We start from the raw sequence: 16,404 nt of genomic DNA, 5'->3' as shown, positions 1-16,404 counted from the left end.
CGGATCTGCCACAGAGAAGAAAGGATGTATCGGTATGAAGCTGATCCTTTTAGGGGCTCCGGGGGCCGGGAAGGGCACCCAGGCCGAAGTAATTTGTGAGAATAAAAAGATACCGGCGATCTCGACGGGAAATATCCTGCGCGAGGCGCTGAAGAACGGCACGGAGATGGGACTTAAAGCAAAGAGCTATATGGAGAGCGGGGCTTTGGTGCCCGATGAGATACTAATTGGCATCATAAAGGACCGCATCAAGGAGGAGGACTGCAAGAACGGCTTCATCCTTGACGGCTTTCCCAGGACCATCCCCCAGGCCGAGGCTCTGGATGGTATGGGCGCGGATATCGACGTTGTGCTGGATATTGAGGTGGCCGACGAGGATATAGTGACCCGTATGTCCGGACGCCGCGTCTGCGAGAAGTGCGGAGCCTCCTACCATGTGCTGTATAAGCAGCCCAAGGAGGAGGGCGTATGCGACAGCTGCGCGGGCGCCCTCATTCAGCGCAAGGACGACCACCCGGATACGGTGAAGGAAAGGCTGGAGGTTTACCACAGCCAGACCGAGCCGCTGAAGGAATATTACAGCAAGCAGGGCAAGCTGCGGGTAGTGCACGGACAGGACAAGGTGGAGGACACTACGAGGATGGTTTTGGAAGCCTTGGAGGACCTTTCATGATCGTGCTGAAAACCAGCAGGGAGCTCAGCGTGATGCGCAAGGCGGGGAGGATTTCCCAGAAGGCTCTGCGGCTTGCGGGCGAGGCGGTGGAACCGGGCGTATCGGCCTGGGAGATCGACAAGCTCGTGCGGCAGTATATAGAGTCGGAGGGAGCGAAGCCCAGCTTTCTGGGCTATGACGGCTATCCCGCCAGCGCGTGTATTTCAGTGAACAACGTGGTCATCCACGGCATACCGAAGAAGAGCGTCATTCTTAAAAAGGGCGATATCGTCAGCATAGACGTAGGCGCTTACTACGAGGGTTTCCACGGCGACAACGCCTGGACCTTCCCCTGCGGGGAGATAAGTGAGGAGGCGAAAGCCCTTCTTGACGCCACCGAGCGGTCCCTATTTTTAGGTATCGAGAAGGCCCGGCCGGGCAATCGGGTGGGCGATGTGGGCCGCGCGGTACAGGAGTATGCCGAAGCCCGCAGTTACTCGGTGGTACGAGAGTTTACCGGCCACGGAGTAGGTGCGGAGATGCACGAGGACCCCAGCGTCCCCAATTACGGCACCCCGGGAAGGGGTGTAAGACTGACGGCTGGTATGGTCATCGCCATAGAGCCGATGATAAACCAGGGCCGGCGCGAGATAGAGGTGAAGCCCGACGGCTGGACGGTAGTCACAAAGGACGGCAGCCTGTCGGCGCACTTTGAGCACACCGTGGCAATAACCCCCCAGGGACCGGTCATTTTGACCCTGCCTGAGTAAGGGGGGCGCTATGGAACTCAAGCGCGGCCAGGTGGTAAGGTCAAAGGCGGGAAGGGATCAGGGCAGTCTGCTTGCGGTGCTTAGTACAGAGCCCCCCTGGGCGGTGCTGGCCGACGGCAAGGGCAGGCCCCTTGAGCGGCCAAAGCGCAAAAAGCTTATGCATCTGAGCCCGACTTTAACGGTGCTTTCCGAGGAGGCGCTTGCCACCAATCGTAAACTTCGGGCCGCCCTGCGTGAAGCGGGCGGGCAGAGAGAGAATATACCCGCGGAGGTTTGAGGTATGTCAAAGCAAGACGTAATTGAGGTGCAGGGCGTCGTAAAGGAGGCTCTGCCGAACGCACAGTTCCAGGTAGAGCTTCAGAACGGGCACACGGTGCTGGCCCATATATCCGGGAAGCTGCGGATGAATTTCATCCGCATACTGCCGGGGGATAAGGTGACGCTGGAGATGTCGCCCTACGACCTGACAAAGGGGCGGATAACGTGGCGGTCAAAGTAGATGCCCGTGGCCATAGAGAGTGAGACAATCCTGACAGAAAGGAAAGTGATGACAGAATGAAAGTACGTCCTTCTGTTAAGAAGATGTGTGAGAAGTGCAAGATTATAAAGCGCAAGGGGAAGGTCATGGTCATCTGTGAGAACCCCAAGCACAAGCAGCGCCAGGGCTAAATAGAGCGGCGCGAAGCGGGAGGGGTCCAGGGGGCTGTGCTCCCTGGCAGGGTGCGGGACAGCGTCCCGCGGCCTTAGGCGCGAGCGAAGCAAGCGCAAAAACCCTAATCCCCGACAAACCAAGTGAAAGGAATGGTCAATAACATGGCTCGTATTTCCGGTATCGACCTGCCAAGAGACAAGCGAATTGAAATCGCTCTGACCTATATCTACGGCATAGGCCGCAAGACCGCCACGAATATCTGCGCGGCCACGGGCGTCGACCCTGACATCCGCGTGAGGGACCTCTCCGAGGACGACGCCTCGAAGCTCCGCGACTATATCGACAAGAACTGCCACGTGGAGGGCGATCTGCGCCGGGACGTAGCGTTCGACATCAAGCGTCTGGTGGAGATCGGCTGCTACCGCGGCGTGCGCCACAGAAAGGGCCTGCCCGTAAGGGGCCAGCGCACCAAGACCAATGCCCGCACCCGCAAGGGCCCGCGCAAGACCATGGCTAATAAGAAGAAGTAAGGAGGGATTCACAAAATGGCACAAAAGACCACGAAGGGTACAGTGCGCCGCCGCCGCGAGCGTAAGAATATCGAACGCGGCGCGGCCCATATCCAGTCCACGTTCAACAACACCATCGTCACCATCACCGACACCCAGGGCAACGCCATTTCCTGGGCAAGCTCCGGCGAGCTGGGCTTTAGGGGCTCCAGAAAGTCCACTCCGTTCGCCGCACAGACCGCGGCCGAGACCGCCGCGAAGCTGGCGATGGAGCACGGAATGAAATCCGTCGAGGTGTTCGTCAAGGGTCCCGGCGCCGGCCGCGAGGCCGCTATCCGCGCGCTGCAGGCCGCAGGGCTGGACGTGAGCATGATAAAAGACGTGACCCCCATCCCCCATAACGGCTGCCGCCCGCCCAAAAGGCGCCGCGTGTAAAAACATTAGGAGGTTACAGAAAATATGGCAAGATATACAGAAGCCGTTTGCAAGCTCTGCCGCCGCGAGGGGCAGAAGCTGTTCCTGAAGGGCGAGCGCTGCTACACCGATAAGTGCGCCATCTCAAGGAGGGCATATGCCCCCGGGCAGCACGGCCAGGGCCGCAAGAAGGCCTCGGAGTACGGTATGCAGCTGAGAGCCAAACAGATGACCCGCCGTTTCTACGGTGTACTGGAGGGCCAGTTCCACCACTATTATGAGATGGCCACCAATATGCCCGGCAAGGCCGGCGACAACCTCCTGATCCTTCTGGAGAGCAGGCTGGACAACGTGGTGTACCGCTGCGGCTGGGCCAGCTCCAGGGCCGAGGCCCGCCAGCTGGTGGTGCACGGCCACTTCACCGTGAACGGCAAGAAGGTGGATATCCCCTCTTACCTTGTAAAGCCAGGTGAGATGGTCGCCATTAAGGACAAGAGCCGCCAGAGCAACAAGTTCAAGGCCGTCCTGGAGGCGAACTCCGCAAAGCCCGTGCCCAAGTGGCTGGACGTAGACGCGGCCAACGCACAGGCGAAGGTCGATGCGCTGCCCACCCGCGAGGAGATCGACCTTGAGGTCGACGAGACCCTCATCGTCGAGTTGTACTCCAAGTAATTAATGATTTCGGAAAGAAAGTGGCTTTGCACACTTATCCTTCAGAAACTATTAGGGAAGACAAGCGTATAGAGAAGCCGTTACTTTGCCTGTGTAGAGGAGGATCGCGGATGATTGAGATAGAAAGACCCAAAATTGATATAGCGGAAACATTCGAGGACGGCACATATGGCCGGTTCGTCATCGAACCTTTGGAGCGGGGCTTCGGCACCACTCTGGGGAACTCGCTGCGCCGGGTGCTGCTGTCAAGCCTGCCGGGCGTGGCCCCCAGGTCTATAAAGATAGACGGCGTGCTCCACGAATTTTCCACCATCCCGGGAGTAAAGGAGGACGTGACCGAGATAGTCCTGAACGTCAAGGGCATAGTCGCAAGGCTCTACTGCGACGGACCGAAGACGGTGGAGATCTCGGCGGAGGGGCCCTGTGAGGTTACCGCCGCGTCCCTCCAGGCGGACAGCGAGGTGGAGATTTTGAACCCCGAGCTGCACATCGCCACCCTGGGCGAGGGGGCCAGGTTCTATATGGAGCTGACCCTGGATAAGGGAAGGGGCTATGTCTCGAACGAGCGCAACAAGCAGAATATGCCCGAGGGTGTTATCGGCGAAATTGCGGTGGATTCCATTTACACACCTGTACTCAAGGTCAACTTCAACGTGGAGAATACCCGCGTTGGACAGAGCATCGACTTTGACAAGCTTACCCTGGAGGTCTGGACCAACGGGGTGATAAATGCCCAGGAGGCCGTGTCGCTTGCGGCAAAGGTCCTCACCGACCACCTGAACCTGTTTGTGGACCTCTCGGATAAAGGCAAGTCCACGGAGATAATGGTGGAAAAGGATGAGGGCGGCAAAGAGAAAGTGCTGGAAATGACCATAGAAGAGCTGGATCTGTCGGTCCGCTCGTTCAACTGCCTCAAGCGCGCGGGTATAAACACCGTGGAGGACCTTATCAACAAGTCCGAGGACGACATGATGAAGGTCCGCAACCTGGGGCGCAAGTCGCTGGAGGAGGTCGTGTGGAAGCTGGCTTCCCTTGGCTTCAGCCTGCGTAAAGACGACGAATAAGCACAGATAGGAGGTATCTTCATGCCGGGAACCAGAAAGCTGGGCCGCAACACCGCGCATCGTACCGCGATGCTCAGGGGGCTGGTGACTTTCTTCTTCGAGAACGGGAAGATCGAGACCACCGCCACCCGCGCAAAAGAGGTGCAGGCTCTGGCTGAGAAGATGATAACCATAGCCAAGACCAACGACCTGCACAGCAAGCGTATGGTGATGAGCTTTGTCACCAAGGAGAGCGTGACCGCAAAGCTGTTCAATACCATAGCGCCCCAGTATGCCGACCGCAACGGCGGCTATACCAGGGTCACAAAGCTTGGCCCCCGCCGGGGCGACGCCGCAGAGATGGCGGTCTTGGAGCTGGTGTAAGCTAGGAGGAAAAGAAAGCGCGTTTCCCAAAAGGAGCGCGCTTTTTTGCGTGGTCTATTGACCTGCGCCCCCAAAAGGGTGTACAATAGAAAAAACCTGTCTCCCAACTTTAGAAAGGATGTCGCCATATGAAACCTGCTATTGACCTAAACCTTGCCATCTCCCGTCTTCTGTCCTATGGCCTTGACCGGGGGCTCATCACAGCCCTGGATACGGCCTACGCCGCCAACCGCATACTTGCCCTGCTGAAGGAGTCTAATTTCACCCCGGTGAAGGTGGAGGAGAAATTCCATACCCCGGCGGAGATTTTAGAGGACCTCTGCCAGTTTGCCAAGGATAAGGGACTTTTGGAGCCCGGAAACCAGGACGCCCAGGACCAGTTTGACACGGAGCTCATGGCCTGCCTGACTCCCCGGCCCTCTGAGGTGGTGGGGGAATTTAACAGGCTGTATGAACGCTCCCCAAGGGAGGCCACCGACTATTACTATGCCTTGAGCCGCAGCACAAACTACATCCGGGTGGACCGTATAGAGAAGGACCGCAAATGGACGGCCCCCACGCCCTACGGCGACCTGACCATTACTATCAACCTCTCAAAGCCGGAGAAGGACCCAAAGGCCATAGCCGCCGCCCGCAACGCACCCAAGTCCGGCTATCCGGCCTGCGCTCTCTGCCGGGAGAACGAGGGATACCTGGGCAGCGCCAACCAGGCCGCCAGGGGCAACCACCGGCTTATACCCATTACCCTGGACGGGGAGCGGTGGTACTTGCAGTATTCGCCATATGTATACTATAACGAGCACTGCATTGTCCTCAGCGAGGAGCACCGGCCCATGAAGGTGAGCAGGGCCTCCTTTAGGCGGCTTTTGGAGTTCGGTACCCTTCTGCCTCACTACTTCATCGGCTCCAACGCGGACCTGCCCATAGTCGGCGGATCAATACTCTCTCACGACCACTTCCAGGGCGGGGCCGAGGAGCTGCCCATGGCCAGGGCAGAGGTCCGGGAGAAGGTGAGCTTTGAGGGCTTTGAGGGTATAGACGCGGGCATACTGCATTGGCCCATGTCGGTGATAAGGCTCCGGGGAAAGGACCGGGAGCAGATGGTGGAACTGGCTGACAGAATTCTGGCCGCCTGGAGGGGCTACTCCGACGAGAGCGCGGAGGTGCTCGCTGAGACTAAAGGGACCCCCCATAACACCATAACGCCCATTGCAAGACGCAGGGGAGAGGACTTCGAGCTGGACCTGGTGCTGCGCAACAATCGCACCACAGACGAGCACCCCCTGGGCCTGTTCCACCCCCACGCCGAGTACCACCATATCAAGAAGGAGAACATCGGCCTTATCGAGGTGATGGGCCTTGCCATACTGCCCCCCCGGCTGCTGACGGAGACCGGGCTTTTGCAGGAGGCCCTTTCTGACGGAAGCAGGGCGGAGGAGATTATGTCCCGGCCCGAGATGGAGAAGCATAAGGCCTGGTATGAGGAACTGAAGGCCAGGAATATCCCGGCAAAAGACCTCCAAAAAGCCATACAGGACAGCATCGGCGAGAAGTTCGGGAGGATTTTGGGCAATGCCGGTGTGTTTAAGGACGACGAAAAGGGCCGGGAGGCTTTCCGCAGGTTTTGCGGGAGCGTGCGCTGAGTACGGCGCTTAAATGAAAAATGAGTTTCCTGCAAATTGCTGGGATTGGCTGCGGGCGCTTTTCTTCCCGCCCAAGTGCCTGTGCTGTGAGGAACGAGTGCCGCCGGATAGGCTTTTCTGCCCTTTATGTGCCGGGAAGCTGCCGGAGGAGCCTAACCGCCGTATCCTCCGCTTGAATAATGGCCGGGAGGCGCCGGTACTGGCCCCCTTCACCTATGAGGGGGGTTATAGGGAGACTATGCTGCTCTATAAGTTCGGGGGCTACCGGGTCATAGCCTTGCGCCTTGGAGTCCCAATGGCCGGGCTGGTGAAGGAGCTGCCGAAGTGGGATTGGGTGGTGTCCTATGTGCCCCTGAGCCCGGAGGGGCTTAAGGACCGAGGCTATGACCAGAGCGAGCTGCTGGCCTGGCAGGTGGCAAGGCATAACGGCCTTGAAGTACTAAGGCTGCTGGAAAAAGTGAAGAAGACAAAGGTTCAGCACGACCTGGGCCTTGAGGAACGGAAGAAGAACCTGCTGGGGGCGTATCGGGCCTCGGAGCTGGCAAGGGGCAGGGACATACTCCTGGTGGACGATATCGTTACCAGCGGCTCCACACTGAAGGAGTGCGCTTCTGTGCTGTATGGAGCCGGGGCAAGGTCCGTGTGCTGCCTGTGCGCAGCCGTCAGCAAAGCAGAGCGGCCCGGCAGCGGCGTGGAACAGGCCGGCACGGGCGGGAGCGAGGAGACAGAGACCGGCGAGATCTTGCGGTGGCTTTAAAATAAACTGATATTTTGGAGGAGAGCTTTATGGACATGGACAAGCTGCGCCGGGCGGTGCGGGATATTCTCGAGGCTGTGGGAGAGGACCCGGAGAGGGAGGGCCTTCAGGAGACCCCTGACCGCGTGGCAAGGATGTATGGGGAGATATTCTCCGGGCTGGCCTCCGACCCTAAGGAGCACCTGAAGATATTTAATGAGAGCGGCAAGCACGACGAGCTGGTATTCGTGAAGGATATCCCACTGTATTCCGTGTGCGAGCACCATCTGCTGCCCTTTATAGGCCGGGCGCATATCGCCTATATTCCAAAGGACGGAGGGATAATCGGGCTGTCAAAGTTTGCGCGGATAGTGGACTGCTTTGCCCGGCGGCCCCAGGTCCAGGAGCGGCTTACGGGGCAGATAGCGGATTTTCTCTATGATAACCTGAAACCCCAGGGGGTGGCGGTGTTCATACAGGCGGAGCACCTGTGCATGACCATGAGAGGGGCCAGGGCAGCGGGGACGGTGACGGAGACCTCGGCGCTGAGAGGATGCATGAGGTCGGACGCAAGGACCAGGGCGGAGGTTACCGCGCTGTTAAAGGGGAAGCAATAAAGGGAGTCCAGGGGGACAGGTTCCCCTGGCAGGGTTTGGGACAGAGCCCCAAGGTCTATGCCGCGCGAAGCGAGCGGCAAAAATACTGAAGGAGAGTACAAAATTTTGCACAATTTTATTGCCAAAAATAAAGTTTTCCCTCTGACCAGAACCTACGTAATGGGAATCCTAAACGTAACCCCCGACTCCTTCTCGGACGGCGGCAAATACCTGGACCCGGAAAAGGCACTTGCCCGGGCACTTGAGATGGAGAAACAGGGCGCAGACATCATAGATATCGGCGGCCAATCCACCCGCCCGGGATACGAGGCCATTCCCCGGGAAAAGGAATGGGAGCGCATCGGCCGGGTGGTGGAGGCGGTGGTGAAGGGCGCCGGCATAGCCGTCTCCGTAGACACCTTCTATCCCTGGGTGGCGGAGAGGGCCCTTGCGGCGGGGGCCGACATTATTAACGACGTGTCCGGTTTTGGAGAGGATATGCTCCGGGCCGTGGCCGGGTCCGGCTGCGGGTGCGTAATAATGCACCCCTGCGGGGCAAAGCAGGGGGATATACTTTCAGAGGTAAAGGCATTTTTTGAGGAAAGGCTTGAAAGGGCCCAACAGATGGGCGTGGCCCAGGAGCGCGTCTGCTTTGACCCTGGCGTAGGCTTTGGCAAGACCTATGAGGACAACCTGCGGCTTATAGCCCATGTGGAACGGGCTAAACTCCCGGGCACAGCCTATCTTATGGCCGCCTCCAGAAAGCGGGTGACAGGTATGCCCTGCGGGAACCCGCCCTTTGAGGAGCGCCTGGCCGCTACTCTTGCGGCGCACACGGCGGCGGTGCTGGGCGGAGCGGACATGGTGCGGGCTCATGACGTGAAGGAGGCCTTACAGGCCGCGAGGATGGCTGACGCCCTGAAAGCAATAGACTGAAAGGGGTGTTAAGTAAATAAGCATGGACAGGATATATATAAAGGGCCTGGAGCTTTTCGCGTACCATGGGGTGAACCCGGAGGAAAAGCGGGACGGCCAGACCTTCCTGCTGGATATCACACTGCACGCGGACCTGTCAAGGGCCAGACAGACCGACAGCCTGGAGGACACCGTAAACTATGCCGCCGTGCGCAAGACCGTGCAGAGGGCCTTTACCGCCGAAAGCTATGACCTTATCGAGCGGGCCGCCCAGACGGTGTGCGAGGCCATACTGAGGGAGCACCCGAAGGTGGAGAAGGTGGGGCTGCTGCTGAAAAAGCCGGAGGCCCCCATGAACGCGAAATTCGGCTACGTGGCGGTGGAGACAGAGCTCAGCCGCCCCGCGGAGAGGGGGAAGCTGCCGTGCGTGCCCTGTTAGGTATAGGGACAAACCTGGGGGACCGGGAGGAGAACCTGGCGGGGGCCTTCTCCGGGCTTGAGAAGCTGCCAGGGACAAGACTGCTGGCCATCTCGAATATTTACGAGACGGAGCCCTTTGACGTGCTCTCTGAGCAGGAGGACTATCTTAACTGCTGTGTGCTCATAGAGACAGAATTAGAGCCCCTGGAGCTTCTGCACAGGTGCCTAGAGCTTGAGAGCAGGCTCGGCCGGGTGCGCAGAGAGTACCATGGGGCCCGTACTATCGATATAGATTTACTGGTGTATGAAGGAGCCGAGAGCGGCACAGAGGAGCTAAAGCTGCCGCATCCGGCCATCTTGGAGAGGGCGTTTGTTATGGTGCCCATGTCGGACATATTCCCAAGCCATAACGCCCTGGGGCTGAACTTTGACAGGGCATATCAGACGGTGGACAAAAGCGGAGTGCGGCTCTATAAATAAGCGGGGCGGATCACCTGGAGCCTGGCAGAGGACTTTCCTTGCCAGAAGGCTTCACACCGCGCTTTTGCAGCAGGGCGATACCGGCGAACACCAGACCCAATATTGCCAGAGACGCAATGATGGTGATGGCCGCGCTCCTTGTGAATCCGGCCACGATATATCCCAAGAAGCACACCCCGGCAACCAGGGTGGCATAGGGCAGCTGAGTTTCCACATGGCGCAGATGGTCGCACTGTGCCCCGGTGGAGGCCAGAATGGTGGTATCCGAGATGGGGGAGCAGTGGTCGCCGTAGACCGAGCCCGCTAAGGTAGCACCCAGAGAGGGAATCAGCACCTCCGCCCCGTTGGGGCCCGCGCATATCATGGACACAATGGGCAGGAGTATGCCGAAGGTGCCCCAGGCCGTGCCCATGGAGAAGCTTAAAAATGCCGCCACGGCAAAGACTATGGCCGGTATCAGCCTCATGGAGATATGCCCGCTGGAGACTATGCCGCTGACAAAGTTTCCGGTGCCGATCATCTCACGGCAGACACCGCCCAGAGCCCAGGCCAGAATAAGAATGGTAAGGGCCGGTATCATGGTCTTTATGCCGTCGATTATGCCGGTCATAAACTCCTTCATGGTCATCAGCCTTCTGGGCAGGTACATTATAAGGGCCACAAGGAGCCCCGCAAAGGTCCCTAGGGTCAGCCCGGCCACAGGGTTTTCACCGATAGCCTCTGAGAAGCTGGCGCCCTGAAAGAAACCGCCCACATAGGCCATGCCCAGAATGGCGGTGACGATAAGGGTCACGAGGGGCAGCACCAGATCGAGCACCGTGCCCCTGGGCTGTGCGCCGCCCTGTGGTGTTCCCTCTGTGCTCTCCTCTGGTATCTGCGGGTTGGTTTCTGCCCTTTTCATGGGCCCAAAGTCGAAGCCGGTGGCGCTGAGGAGGAACACCATGGCGATGGTCAGCAGGGCGTAGAGGTTGAAGGGGATAGTCTGCACAAAGGCCCCAAGGCCCCCGGCCTCCTCCACCTCCGAGGCCACGGCCACAGCCCAGCTGGAGATAGGGGCTATAATGCAGATGGGCGCGGCGGTAGCGTCCAGAAGGTACGAGAGCTTCTCCCGGGATATTTTATGCTTGTCGGTGATGGGCCGCATTACCGTGCCCACCGTAAGGCAGTTGAAGCCGTCGTCCAGAAAGATAAGCAGCCCTAAAAGAGAGGTGGTAAGCTTCGCAGAGCGCCGGGTCTTTATGCGCCTTATGGCCCACTGGCCGTAGGCCCCGGTACCCCCGGAGCGGGTGACTATGGTCACCAGAGACCCCAGCAGCACCAGGAAGATTATCATATAACCGTTGTCCCCTATCTTCCCGGCCATCATGTCAAAGACGTATGTAACGGCCTGCAAAAGGCTTCCGCCGGTGGAGAAGCAGTACACGCACATACCGGTGAATATCCCCAAAAACAGGGACGAGTACACCTCCTTTGTCAGCAAGGCCAGGGTGATGGCCACCACCGGCGGCAGTATTGAGAGCCAGCCGGCGTCTATCATTTCAAATCCCATTCCTATCTCCTCCTGTTTCACTTTTCTAAAGTATACCATAATAGTATAGTTTCCCCCGGGCGGTTTGTCAAGGGGAAATACCTGTTTTATGAGCTGCAATATAACTATGAAGATAAGGAGTGACATCAAATGTCCTTTTACATTGCCTACGGCAGCAATCTGAACCTTGAGCAGATGGCCCTGCGGTGCCCGGGGGCGAAGCCAGCGGGAGCGGGGGCGCTGTCGGGATATAGGCTGGCTTTCCGGGGAGCGGCAAGGGGATATTACCTGACCCTGCTGCCAAAGCCGGAGGGCTCAGTGCCCATAGGGATCTGGGAGGTAACGCCTGAGAATCTTGAGAAGCTGGAGGAGTATGAGGGTTACCCGGAGTTCTATTATAAGACGGAGCTTGACGTGAGTTTCAAGGACAGCTCCACCGGGGAGAGCCGCCGGGAGCGGGCGCTTATCTATATAATGCGGGAGAGTTACGGCCCGGGCGCGCCTACGGAGGAGTATTATCAGGGGTGCCTGGAGGGCTTTAGGTCCTTCGGCCTTGACACGGCGGGATTAGAGGAGGCCTATCGGGAGGTCACAGACTGAAGGGGGCAACAGGCGGTTGCTTGTGCTTTCCCATGAGATGTGCTATGATTGGTGCATGAAAGGTGGGATATAAAGTGGAGACTAAAAACATAATTTTGGATTTGAGGACCAAGGCGGGAATGTCCCAGGACGAGCTGGCGGAGAAGCTGTTCGTCACCCGACAGGCGGTGAGCCGCTGGGAGAACGGCGAGACTACCCCGGGCACGGACACCTTAAAGCTGCTGTCAAGGCTCTTTGACGTGTCCATAAATACCCTTCTGGGCTCGCCCAGGCAGCTTATCTGCCAGTGCTGCGGGATGCCCTTGGAGGACGGCTCCATCAGCCGGGAGCCCGACGGCAGCTTTAACGAGGAATACTGCAAGTGGTGCTATACCGAAGGAAAATTCGCGTACCCGGACATGGACTCACTACTGGATTTTCTTTCAGAGCATATGTCGAACGAAAATTTCACCCCGGAGCAGGCCCGGGAGTATTTTGAGAAGGAGCTGCCGAAGCTTCGGCACTGGCAGAAAAGCTGAGAGCATAAAAGAAAAGGGCGGACCCGGGAGGGTCCGCCCTTTCGGCTTATCCAGCTAAAGTTTCTGCAAATATACGCTTCAAAATTTCAGAGGGGATATCCTGTCTAAAGTATATCTGCAACATCCCTTTCGGTGTGAATTTATAGCCTGTCAGTTCCTCCTTATGAGAAAGGGCGGCCTGCGCCTCAATATTGATATGATCCTTGAACGGTATCAGCCGCACGAAGGATTTTCCAACATAGTAGCTCGGCAGTTTCGCCCATAGCTTTTCCTCCGGCTCACAGGGGGCGCTGTCAAAAAGCAGCTGCCTTAAATGCTCAAACATATCAACTACTTCCACAGAATAACTATTTATCTGCTCTTTTATCTGCTCCTTCATTGAAATCCACCTCTAAAGCCTTGACTTTTCGTAATTATGGGGAATCTTTCTCCCAGCCGCCCTTTTATCTGTAAAGAGCCTCCCGCCTACTCCACCACCCTGACGCTATATACATTGTTTATCTGCGCGGGGTACGACTCCGCAATGTAGCCGTCATACTCTATCTCCAGGATGTCCCCCACCTCCGGCTCTGGCGAAGGGGCCATGTTCTTCATGGGCACGGTAATTTGGTCCGCGCTTTTAAGCTCCGCGCTGCCCTCGACAGGCTCCACCAGATAATAGCCGTCGTTTATCTCCAGCACGGTGGCACGGAAGGTAACCGAGCCGCTTTTGCTGCCGGAGCAGGCTGAGAGCAATAGAGTAAGGGCCGTGAGTATGCAAAAAATCGTTTTCATTTTCGGCCTCCTGTAAGTTTTGGGTTTGGCTGTATTATAGCACACCCACCCCAAGAAAGCAATTCCTCCCGGGGCTTTTACTTTTTGGGGAGATTTTTGCCGGGAAATCATGGATTTATTGTTGCACAAACGTCAGTTTTGAGGTAAAATGAAATTATTAACTTTTTGCGAACGAAATACTACGGACGAAAGGATCGTGGATTTTATGCAGGAACAACACGCTGGAGACCTCTTCCCAAAGCGTCCCTTCAGGACCCACGGCGGAGCGCCGGTGCCGCACCATAAGAACACCTCCGCAGAGCCGTCGAAGGTCATGCCGCCGCCCGGGCGGGTGATACTGCCCATGCAGCAGCATATCGGCGCGCCCTGTAAGCCGGTGGTGAAAAAGGGCGACCATGTGTATCTCGGGCAGGTGGTGGGCGACAGCGAGGGGTATGTCAGCGCTCCTATACACGCCTCCGTGTCCGGCACCGTGGCCGAGATACGGAACGTGATGCTCACCGGGGACAGGCCGGTGGAGGCAGTGGTCATAGACTCCGACGGCCTTATGGAGCAGGCCCCCGACATAAAGCCCCCCGAGCCCATCAGGGACAAGAAGTCCTTGGCTGAAGCGGCCCGGGCCTCGGGGCTGGTGGGCCTTGGGGGCGCGGGCTTCCCGGCCCATGTGAAGCTGAACGTGCCCGACGGAAAGAGCATCGACACCCTTATCATCAACGTGGCCGAGTGTGAGCCCTATGTGACCTCCGACCACCGTGAGGCTATGGAAAACGGCAAAAACGTGCTGGACGGTATCTATAAGGTCAAGGAGATACTGGACGTGCACCGGGTGCTTATCGCCGTGGAGGACAATAAGCCCGACGTTATCGCGGAGCTGCACCGCATTGCCGACAATCCGGAGATGGACCCCAGGGACGAGGTCCGAGTGCTGACCTTAAAGAGCCGCTACCCCCAGGGGGCGGAGAAGGTGCTGGTACAGGCCTGCACCGGGCGCAAGGTCCCCGCGGGGGGCCTCCCGGCCGACGTGGGGTGTCTGGTGATGAACATCGCGTCGGTGTCGTTCCTGGCAAGCTATATGAGGACAGGGAGGCCTCTTACAAAGAAGCGTGTAACCATAGACGGCTCGGCCATAAAGGAGCCCCAGAATGTGATAGTGCCCATAGGCACGCCCATAAAGGACGTGATAGAGTTCTGCGGCGGGTATAAGTCAGAGCCGAAGAAAATGCTCATGGGCGGGCCCATGATGGGCATTGCAATAGTCAGCGACGAGCTGCCCATTTTAAAGCAGAACAACGCCATTTTAGCTTTCGATGAGAACGAGGCCAAAATGTATGAGACAACCGACTGCATACGCTGCGGCCGGTGCGTGGCGGCGTGTCCCATGAACCTTATGCCCACAAAGCTGGAGAAGGCCGCCCAGAAAAAGGACGTGGAGGCCCTTAACGCCCTAGACGTGATGACCTGCATGGAGTGCGGCTGCTGCGCCTTCTCCTGTCCGGCGGGACGGCGGCTGGTGCAGAGCATCCGCATGGGCAAGGCATATGTGAGAAAGGCAGGGAAAAAGTAAATGGACAAGCTTATAGTATCCTCCTCCCCGCATTTTAACGGGAGGAAGACCACCCAGAATATAATGCTGGACGTGATAATCGGTCTTATGCCCGCGGCTATAGCGTCCATAATCATCTTTGGGCCCAGGGCCTTTTTGGTAATTGCGGTGTGCATAGCCAGCTGTGTACTCAGCGAGTACCTTTCAAGAAAGGCGATGAAGCGGCCCCAGACCGTTATGGACCTTTCCTGCGTTGTGACCGGGCTGCTGCTGGCCTTGAACCTGCCGGTGACTATCAACCCCTTAATAGCGGCCTTCGGCGGGGTGATAGCCATAGTGGTGGTGAAGCAGATGTTCGGCGGCATTGGCCAGAACTTCGTGAACCCGGCCCTTACCGCCCGGATAGTATTGATGAACTCCTTCCCCGCCCGGATGACCCACTGGGCCGCGCCCTTTGACTACTCCGCCACGGCGGACGCGGTGACTACGGCCACGCCCCTTGCGGGGTACGCCTCAAACGGCGGGGCGGGCTGGCCCGGCTATCTTGATATGTTCCTGGGCGTCCACGGCGGGTGCCTGGGGGAGACCTGCGCTTTAGCCATACTCATCGGCGGCGTGTACCTCATCGTCAGGAAAGTCATAAGCCCGGTGATACCCGTTACATACCTTGCGACAGTTGCGGTGTTCTCCGCCATACTGGGCCGGGACCCCCTCTTTGACCTGCTGGCAGGCGGGCTTATGCTGGGCGCGTTCTTTATGGCCACGGACTACACCACCAGCCCCCTATACTTTAAGGCGCGGATAGTCTTCGCCATAGGCTGCGGGCTGCTGACCATTATCATCCGGGAGTTCGGCTCCCTGCCCGAGGGCGTGAGCTACTCTATAGTGCTCATGAACATTATCACTCCCCTTATCGAGCGGTATGTGAAGCCCACCGCCTTCGGCAAGCCCAAAGAGAAAAAGAAGAAGGAGGGAGCGGCATGAACGGCTTGAACGCTAAAACGGTACTGGCCCCGGCGGCTGTCCTTTTGGTGATATGTATTCTGGTCTCTGCGGCTTTAGCGGGGACGAATCTGCTGACAAGGGACCGCATAGCGGAGGCCGCGGCACAGAAGGCCGAGGAGAGCCGTATGGTGGTGCTGCCCGGAGCGGAGAGCTTTGAGGAAAGGGACGGCCACTATGTGGGTCTGGACGGCAGCGGCAATTCCGTGGGCTATGTCTTCGAGACCGAGGGCAAGGGCTATGGCGGGTCGGTGAACGTCATGACCGGGATAAGCACCGACGGCAGTATTACCGGCGTGGTCCTTCTGAGCCACGGCGAGACCCCGGGCCTTGGGGCCAACGCCGAGAAGGAGAGCTTCCGGGACCAGTACAAGGGCCAGCCCGCCGCCAATCTTGCGGGCGGTATCAGTGTAGTGAAGTTCCAGACCCCCAAGGAAGGGGAGATCCAGGCCATGACCGGGGCCACCATTACCAGCACCGCTGTTACAAACGCGGTGAACGCGGCCATAGAGCAGTACCAGAACGCCTACCAGTCAGAGGGAGGTAACTAAAA

Annotated in this window: 24 protein-coding genes; 21 read left to right on the top strand and 3 right to left on the bottom strand. The window is 58.1% G+C overall.

The window, feature by feature from the left end:
- Window positions 1-34: 34 nt before the first annotated feature.
- The 16 genes from ADH66_RS18410 to folK all read left to right on the top strand — a co-directional run bounded on the left by ADH66_RS18410 (window position 35) and on the right by folK (window position 9,886).
- Window positions 35-673, top strand: a complete 639-nt coding sequence (locus ADH66_RS18410; protein WP_066537799.1) for an adenylate kinase — start codon at window positions 35-37, stop codon at window positions 671-673.
- Entirely contained in the window at window positions 670-1,422 is a 753-nt protein-coding gene (gene map, locus ADH66_RS18405; RefSeq protein WP_066537800.1) for a type I methionyl aminopeptidase, read from the top strand. The genes ADH66_RS18410 and map overlap by 4 nt, the downstream gene beginning before the upstream one ends.
- A gap of 10 nt (window positions 1,423-1,432) precedes the next feature.
- A complete protein-coding gene (locus ADH66_RS18400) occupies window positions 1,433-1,699 on the top strand; it encodes a KOW domain-containing RNA-binding protein (protein WP_066537803.1) in 267 nt (88 codons plus the stop codon).
- Window positions 1,700-1,702: 3 nt separating this feature from the next.
- Window positions 1,703-1,921 (top strand): translation initiation factor IF-1, encoded by a 219-nt coding sequence (gene infA, locus ADH66_RS18395; RefSeq protein WP_066537804.1) that lies wholly within the window; start codon window positions 1,703-1,705, stop codon window positions 1,919-1,921.
- A 56-nt stretch (window positions 1,922-1,977) separates the two neighbouring features.
- A complete protein-coding gene (gene rpmJ / locus ADH66_RS18390; protein ID WP_004824776.1) occupies window positions 1,978-2,091 on the top strand; it encodes a 50S ribosomal protein L36 in 114 nt (37 codons plus the stop codon).
- Between the two features lie 144 nt (window positions 2,092-2,235).
- Window positions 2,236-2,604 carry a 30S ribosomal protein S13 gene (rpsM, locus tag ADH66_RS18385; protein WP_066537806.1) on the top strand — a complete coding sequence of 123 codons (369 nt, stop codon included), beginning with the start codon at window positions 2,236-2,238 and terminating at the stop codon, window positions 2,602-2,604.
- 15 nt (window positions 2,605-2,619) lie between these two features.
- Window positions 2,620-3,018, top strand: a complete 399-nt coding sequence (gene rpsK, locus ADH66_RS18380) for a 30S ribosomal protein S11 (RefSeq protein WP_066537809.1) — start codon at window positions 2,620-2,622, stop codon at window positions 3,016-3,018.
- Between the two features lie 24 nt (window positions 3,019-3,042).
- A complete protein-coding gene (gene rpsD / locus ADH66_RS18375) occupies window positions 3,043-3,669 on the top strand; it encodes a 30S ribosomal protein S4 (protein ID WP_066537811.1) in 627 nt (208 codons plus the stop codon).
- Between the two features lie 110 nt (window positions 3,670-3,779).
- Window positions 3,780-4,733: a DNA-directed RNA polymerase subunit alpha gene (locus ADH66_RS18370; protein ID WP_066537816.1), complete on the top strand. Its 954-nt coding sequence runs from the start codon at window positions 3,780-3,782 to the stop codon at window positions 4,731-4,733.
- Between the two features lie 21 nt (window positions 4,734-4,754).
- The gene (rplQ, locus tag ADH66_RS18365) at window positions 4,755-5,096 is read left to right on the top strand and encodes a 50S ribosomal protein L17 (protein ID WP_066537818.1); all 342 of its coding nucleotides are present in this window, start codon (window positions 4,755-4,757) and stop codon (window positions 5,094-5,096) included.
- Window positions 5,097-5,224: 128 nt separating this feature from the next.
- Complete coding sequence (locus ADH66_RS18360; RefSeq protein ID WP_201448086.1) at window positions 5,225-6,739, top strand: UDP-glucose--hexose-1-phosphate uridylyltransferase; 1,515 nt, start codon at window positions 5,225-5,227, stop codon at window positions 6,737-6,739.
- Window positions 6,740-6,752: 13 nt separating this feature from the next.
- A complete protein-coding gene (locus ADH66_RS18355) occupies window positions 6,753-7,496 on the top strand; it encodes a ComF family protein (protein ID WP_066537819.1) in 744 nt (247 codons plus the stop codon).
- 29 nt (window positions 7,497-7,525) lie between these two features.
- A complete protein-coding gene (gene folE, locus ADH66_RS18350; protein ID WP_066537822.1) occupies window positions 7,526-8,092 on the top strand; it encodes a GTP cyclohydrolase I FolE in 567 nt (188 codons plus the stop codon).
- A gap of 159 nt (window positions 8,093-8,251) precedes the next feature.
- Window positions 8,252-9,007 carry a dihydropteroate synthase gene (gene folP / locus ADH66_RS18345; RefSeq protein ID WP_066541814.1) on the top strand — a complete coding sequence of 252 codons (756 nt, stop codon included), beginning with the start codon at window positions 8,252-8,254 and terminating at the stop codon, window positions 9,005-9,007.
- A 22-nt stretch (window positions 9,008-9,029) separates the two neighbouring features.
- Window positions 9,030-9,425, top strand: coding sequence for a dihydroneopterin aldolase (folB, locus tag ADH66_RS18340; protein WP_084384365.1), 396 nt, complete (start codon window positions 9,030-9,032; stop codon window positions 9,423-9,425).
- A complete protein-coding gene (folK, locus tag ADH66_RS18335; RefSeq protein ID WP_084384366.1) occupies window positions 9,410-9,886 on the top strand; it encodes a 2-amino-4-hydroxy-6-hydroxymethyldihydropteridine diphosphokinase in 477 nt (158 codons plus the stop codon). Before folB ends, folK begins: the two co-directional genes overlap by 16 nt.
- 10 nt (window positions 9,887-9,896) lie before the next feature.
- On the opposite strand, the gene ADH66_RS18330 is transcribed toward folK, so the two are convergent.
- Window positions 9,897-11,435, bottom strand: a complete 1,539-nt coding sequence (locus ADH66_RS18330; protein WP_066541817.1) for a Na+/H+ antiporter NhaC family protein — start codon at window positions 11,433-11,435, stop codon at window positions 9,897-9,899.
- Between the two features lie 129 nt (window positions 11,436-11,564).
- Between ADH66_RS18330 and ADH66_RS18325 the strand changes: the two genes are divergently transcribed.
- On the top strand, window positions 11,565-12,014 hold the full coding sequence (locus tag ADH66_RS18325; protein ID WP_066537832.1) for a gamma-glutamylcyclotransferase family protein: 450 nt from the start codon (window positions 11,565-11,567) through the stop codon (window positions 12,012-12,014).
- A 74-nt stretch (window positions 12,015-12,088) separates the two neighbouring features.
- Window positions 12,089-12,532: a zinc ribbon domain-containing protein gene (locus tag ADH66_RS18320; protein WP_066537840.1), complete on the top strand. Its 444-nt coding sequence runs from the start codon at window positions 12,089-12,091 to the stop codon at window positions 12,530-12,532.
- A 46-nt stretch (window positions 12,533-12,578) separates the two neighbouring features.
- Here the strand turns inward: ADH66_RS18320 and ADH66_RS18315 are convergent, their stop codons facing one another.
- Both ADH66_RS18315 and ADH66_RS18310 read right to left on the bottom strand, forming a co-directional pair.
- The gene (locus tag ADH66_RS18315) at window positions 12,579-12,911 is read right to left on the bottom strand and encodes a DUF1801 domain-containing protein (protein ID WP_066537842.1); all 333 of its coding nucleotides are present in this window, start codon (window positions 12,909-12,911) and stop codon (window positions 12,579-12,581) included.
- Between the two features lie 86 nt (window positions 12,912-12,997).
- Window positions 12,998-13,306 (bottom strand): hypothetical protein, encoded by a 309-nt coding sequence (locus ADH66_RS18310; protein WP_084384367.1) that lies wholly within the window; start codon window positions 13,304-13,306, stop codon window positions 12,998-13,000.
- A gap of 205 nt (window positions 13,307-13,511) precedes the next feature.
- Between ADH66_RS18310 and rsxC the strand changes: the two genes are divergently transcribed.
- The 3 genes from rsxC to ADH66_RS18295 are packed head-to-tail and all read left to right on the top strand — an operon-like array spanning window position 13,512 to window position 16,402.
- The gene (gene rsxC, locus ADH66_RS18305; RefSeq protein WP_066537843.1) at window positions 13,512-14,870 is read left to right on the top strand and encodes an electron transport complex subunit RsxC; all 1,359 of its coding nucleotides are present in this window, start codon (window positions 13,512-13,514) and stop codon (window positions 14,868-14,870) included.
- Window positions 14,871-15,833 (top strand): RnfABCDGE type electron transport complex subunit D, encoded by a 963-nt coding sequence (locus tag ADH66_RS18300; RefSeq protein ID WP_066537846.1) that lies wholly within the window; start codon window positions 14,871-14,873, stop codon window positions 15,831-15,833.
- Entirely contained in the window at window positions 15,830-16,402 is a 573-nt protein-coding gene (locus ADH66_RS18295) for an RnfABCDGE type electron transport complex subunit G (RefSeq protein WP_066537849.1), read from the top strand. Before ADH66_RS18300 ends, ADH66_RS18295 begins: the two co-directional genes overlap by 4 nt.
- Window positions 16,403-16,404: the final 2 nt, after the last annotated feature.

The organism is Acutalibacter muris (genome assembly GCF_002201475.1).
Taxonomy (GTDB): domain Bacteria; phylum Bacillota; class Clostridia; order Oscillospirales; family Acutalibacteraceae; genus Acutalibacter; species Acutalibacter muris.
This window is presented reverse-complemented; position numbering and strand designations above follow the sequence as displayed.

Bases quoted from the DNA above. Each gene is read 5' to 3' on its own strand.
- folB (WP_084384365.1), top strand. From the start codon at position 9,030: ATGGACAGGATATATATAAAGGGCCTGGAGCTTTTCGCGTACCATGGG.
- ADH66_RS18400 (WP_066537803.1), top strand. From the start codon at position 1,433: ATGGAACTCAAGCGCGGCCAGGTGGTAAGGTCAAAGGCGGGAAGGGAT.
- folP (WP_066541814.1), top strand. From the start codon at position 8,252: ATGGGAATCCTAAACGTAACCCCCGACTCCTTCTCGGACGGCGGCAAA.
- ADH66_RS18370 (WP_066537816.1), top strand. From the start codon at position 3,780: ATGATTGAGATAGAAAGACCCAAAATTGATATAGCGGAAACATTCGAG.
- ADH66_RS18330 (WP_066541817.1), bottom strand. From the start codon at position 11,435: ATGGGATTTGAAATGATAGACGCCGGCTGGCTCTCAATACTGCCGCCG.
- rsxC (WP_066537843.1), top strand. From the start codon at position 13,512: ATGCAGGAACAACACGCTGGAGACCTCTTCCCAAAGCGTCCCTTCAGG.
- ADH66_RS18295 (WP_066537849.1), top strand. From the start codon at position 15,830: ATGAACGGCTTGAACGCTAAAACGGTACTGGCCCCGGCGGCTGTCCTT.
- infA (WP_066537804.1), top strand. From the start codon at position 1,703: ATGTCAAAGCAAGACGTAATTGAGGTGCAGGGCGTCGTAAAGGAGGCT.
- ADH66_RS18410 (WP_066537799.1), top strand. From the start codon at position 35: ATGAAGCTGATCCTTTTAGGGGCTCCGGGGGCCGGGAAGGGCACCCAG.
- rpsM (WP_066537806.1), top strand. From the start codon at position 2,236: ATGGCTCGTATTTCCGGTATCGACCTGCCAAGAGACAAGCGAATTGAA.
- ADH66_RS18300 (WP_066537846.1), top strand. From the start codon at position 14,871: ATGGACAAGCTTATAGTATCCTCCTCCCCGCATTTTAACGGGAGGAAG.
- ADH66_RS18315 (WP_066537842.1), bottom strand. From the start codon at position 12,911: ATGAAGGAGCAGATAAAAGAGCAGATAAATAGTTATTCTGTGGAAGTA.
- ADH66_RS18325 (WP_066537832.1), top strand. From the start codon at position 11,565: ATGTCCTTTTACATTGCCTACGGCAGCAATCTGAACCTTGAGCAGATG.
- map (WP_066537800.1), top strand. From the start codon at position 670: ATGATCGTGCTGAAAACCAGCAGGGAGCTCAGCGTGATGCGCAAGGCG.
- folE (WP_066537822.1), top strand. From the start codon at position 7,526: ATGGACATGGACAAGCTGCGCCGGGCGGTGCGGGATATTCTCGAGGCT.
- rpmJ (WP_004824776.1), top strand. From the start codon at position 1,978: ATGAAAGTACGTCCTTCTGTTAAGAAGATGTGTGAGAAGTGCAAGATT.
- ADH66_RS18355 (WP_066537819.1), top strand. From the start codon at position 6,753: ATGAAAAATGAGTTTCCTGCAAATTGCTGGGATTGGCTGCGGGCGCTT.
- ADH66_RS18360 (WP_201448086.1), top strand. From the start codon at position 5,225: ATGAAACCTGCTATTGACCTAAACCTTGCCATCTCCCGTCTTCTGTCC.
- rpsD (WP_066537811.1), top strand. From the start codon at position 3,043: ATGGCAAGATATACAGAAGCCGTTTGCAAGCTCTGCCGCCGCGAGGGG.
- rpsK (WP_066537809.1), top strand. From the start codon at position 2,620: ATGGCACAAAAGACCACGAAGGGTACAGTGCGCCGCCGCCGCGAGCGT.
- rplQ (WP_066537818.1), top strand. From the start codon at position 4,755: ATGCCGGGAACCAGAAAGCTGGGCCGCAACACCGCGCATCGTACCGCG.
- ADH66_RS18310 (WP_084384367.1), bottom strand. From the start codon at position 13,306: ATGAAAACGATTTTTTGCATACTCACGGCCCTTACTCTATTGCTCTCA.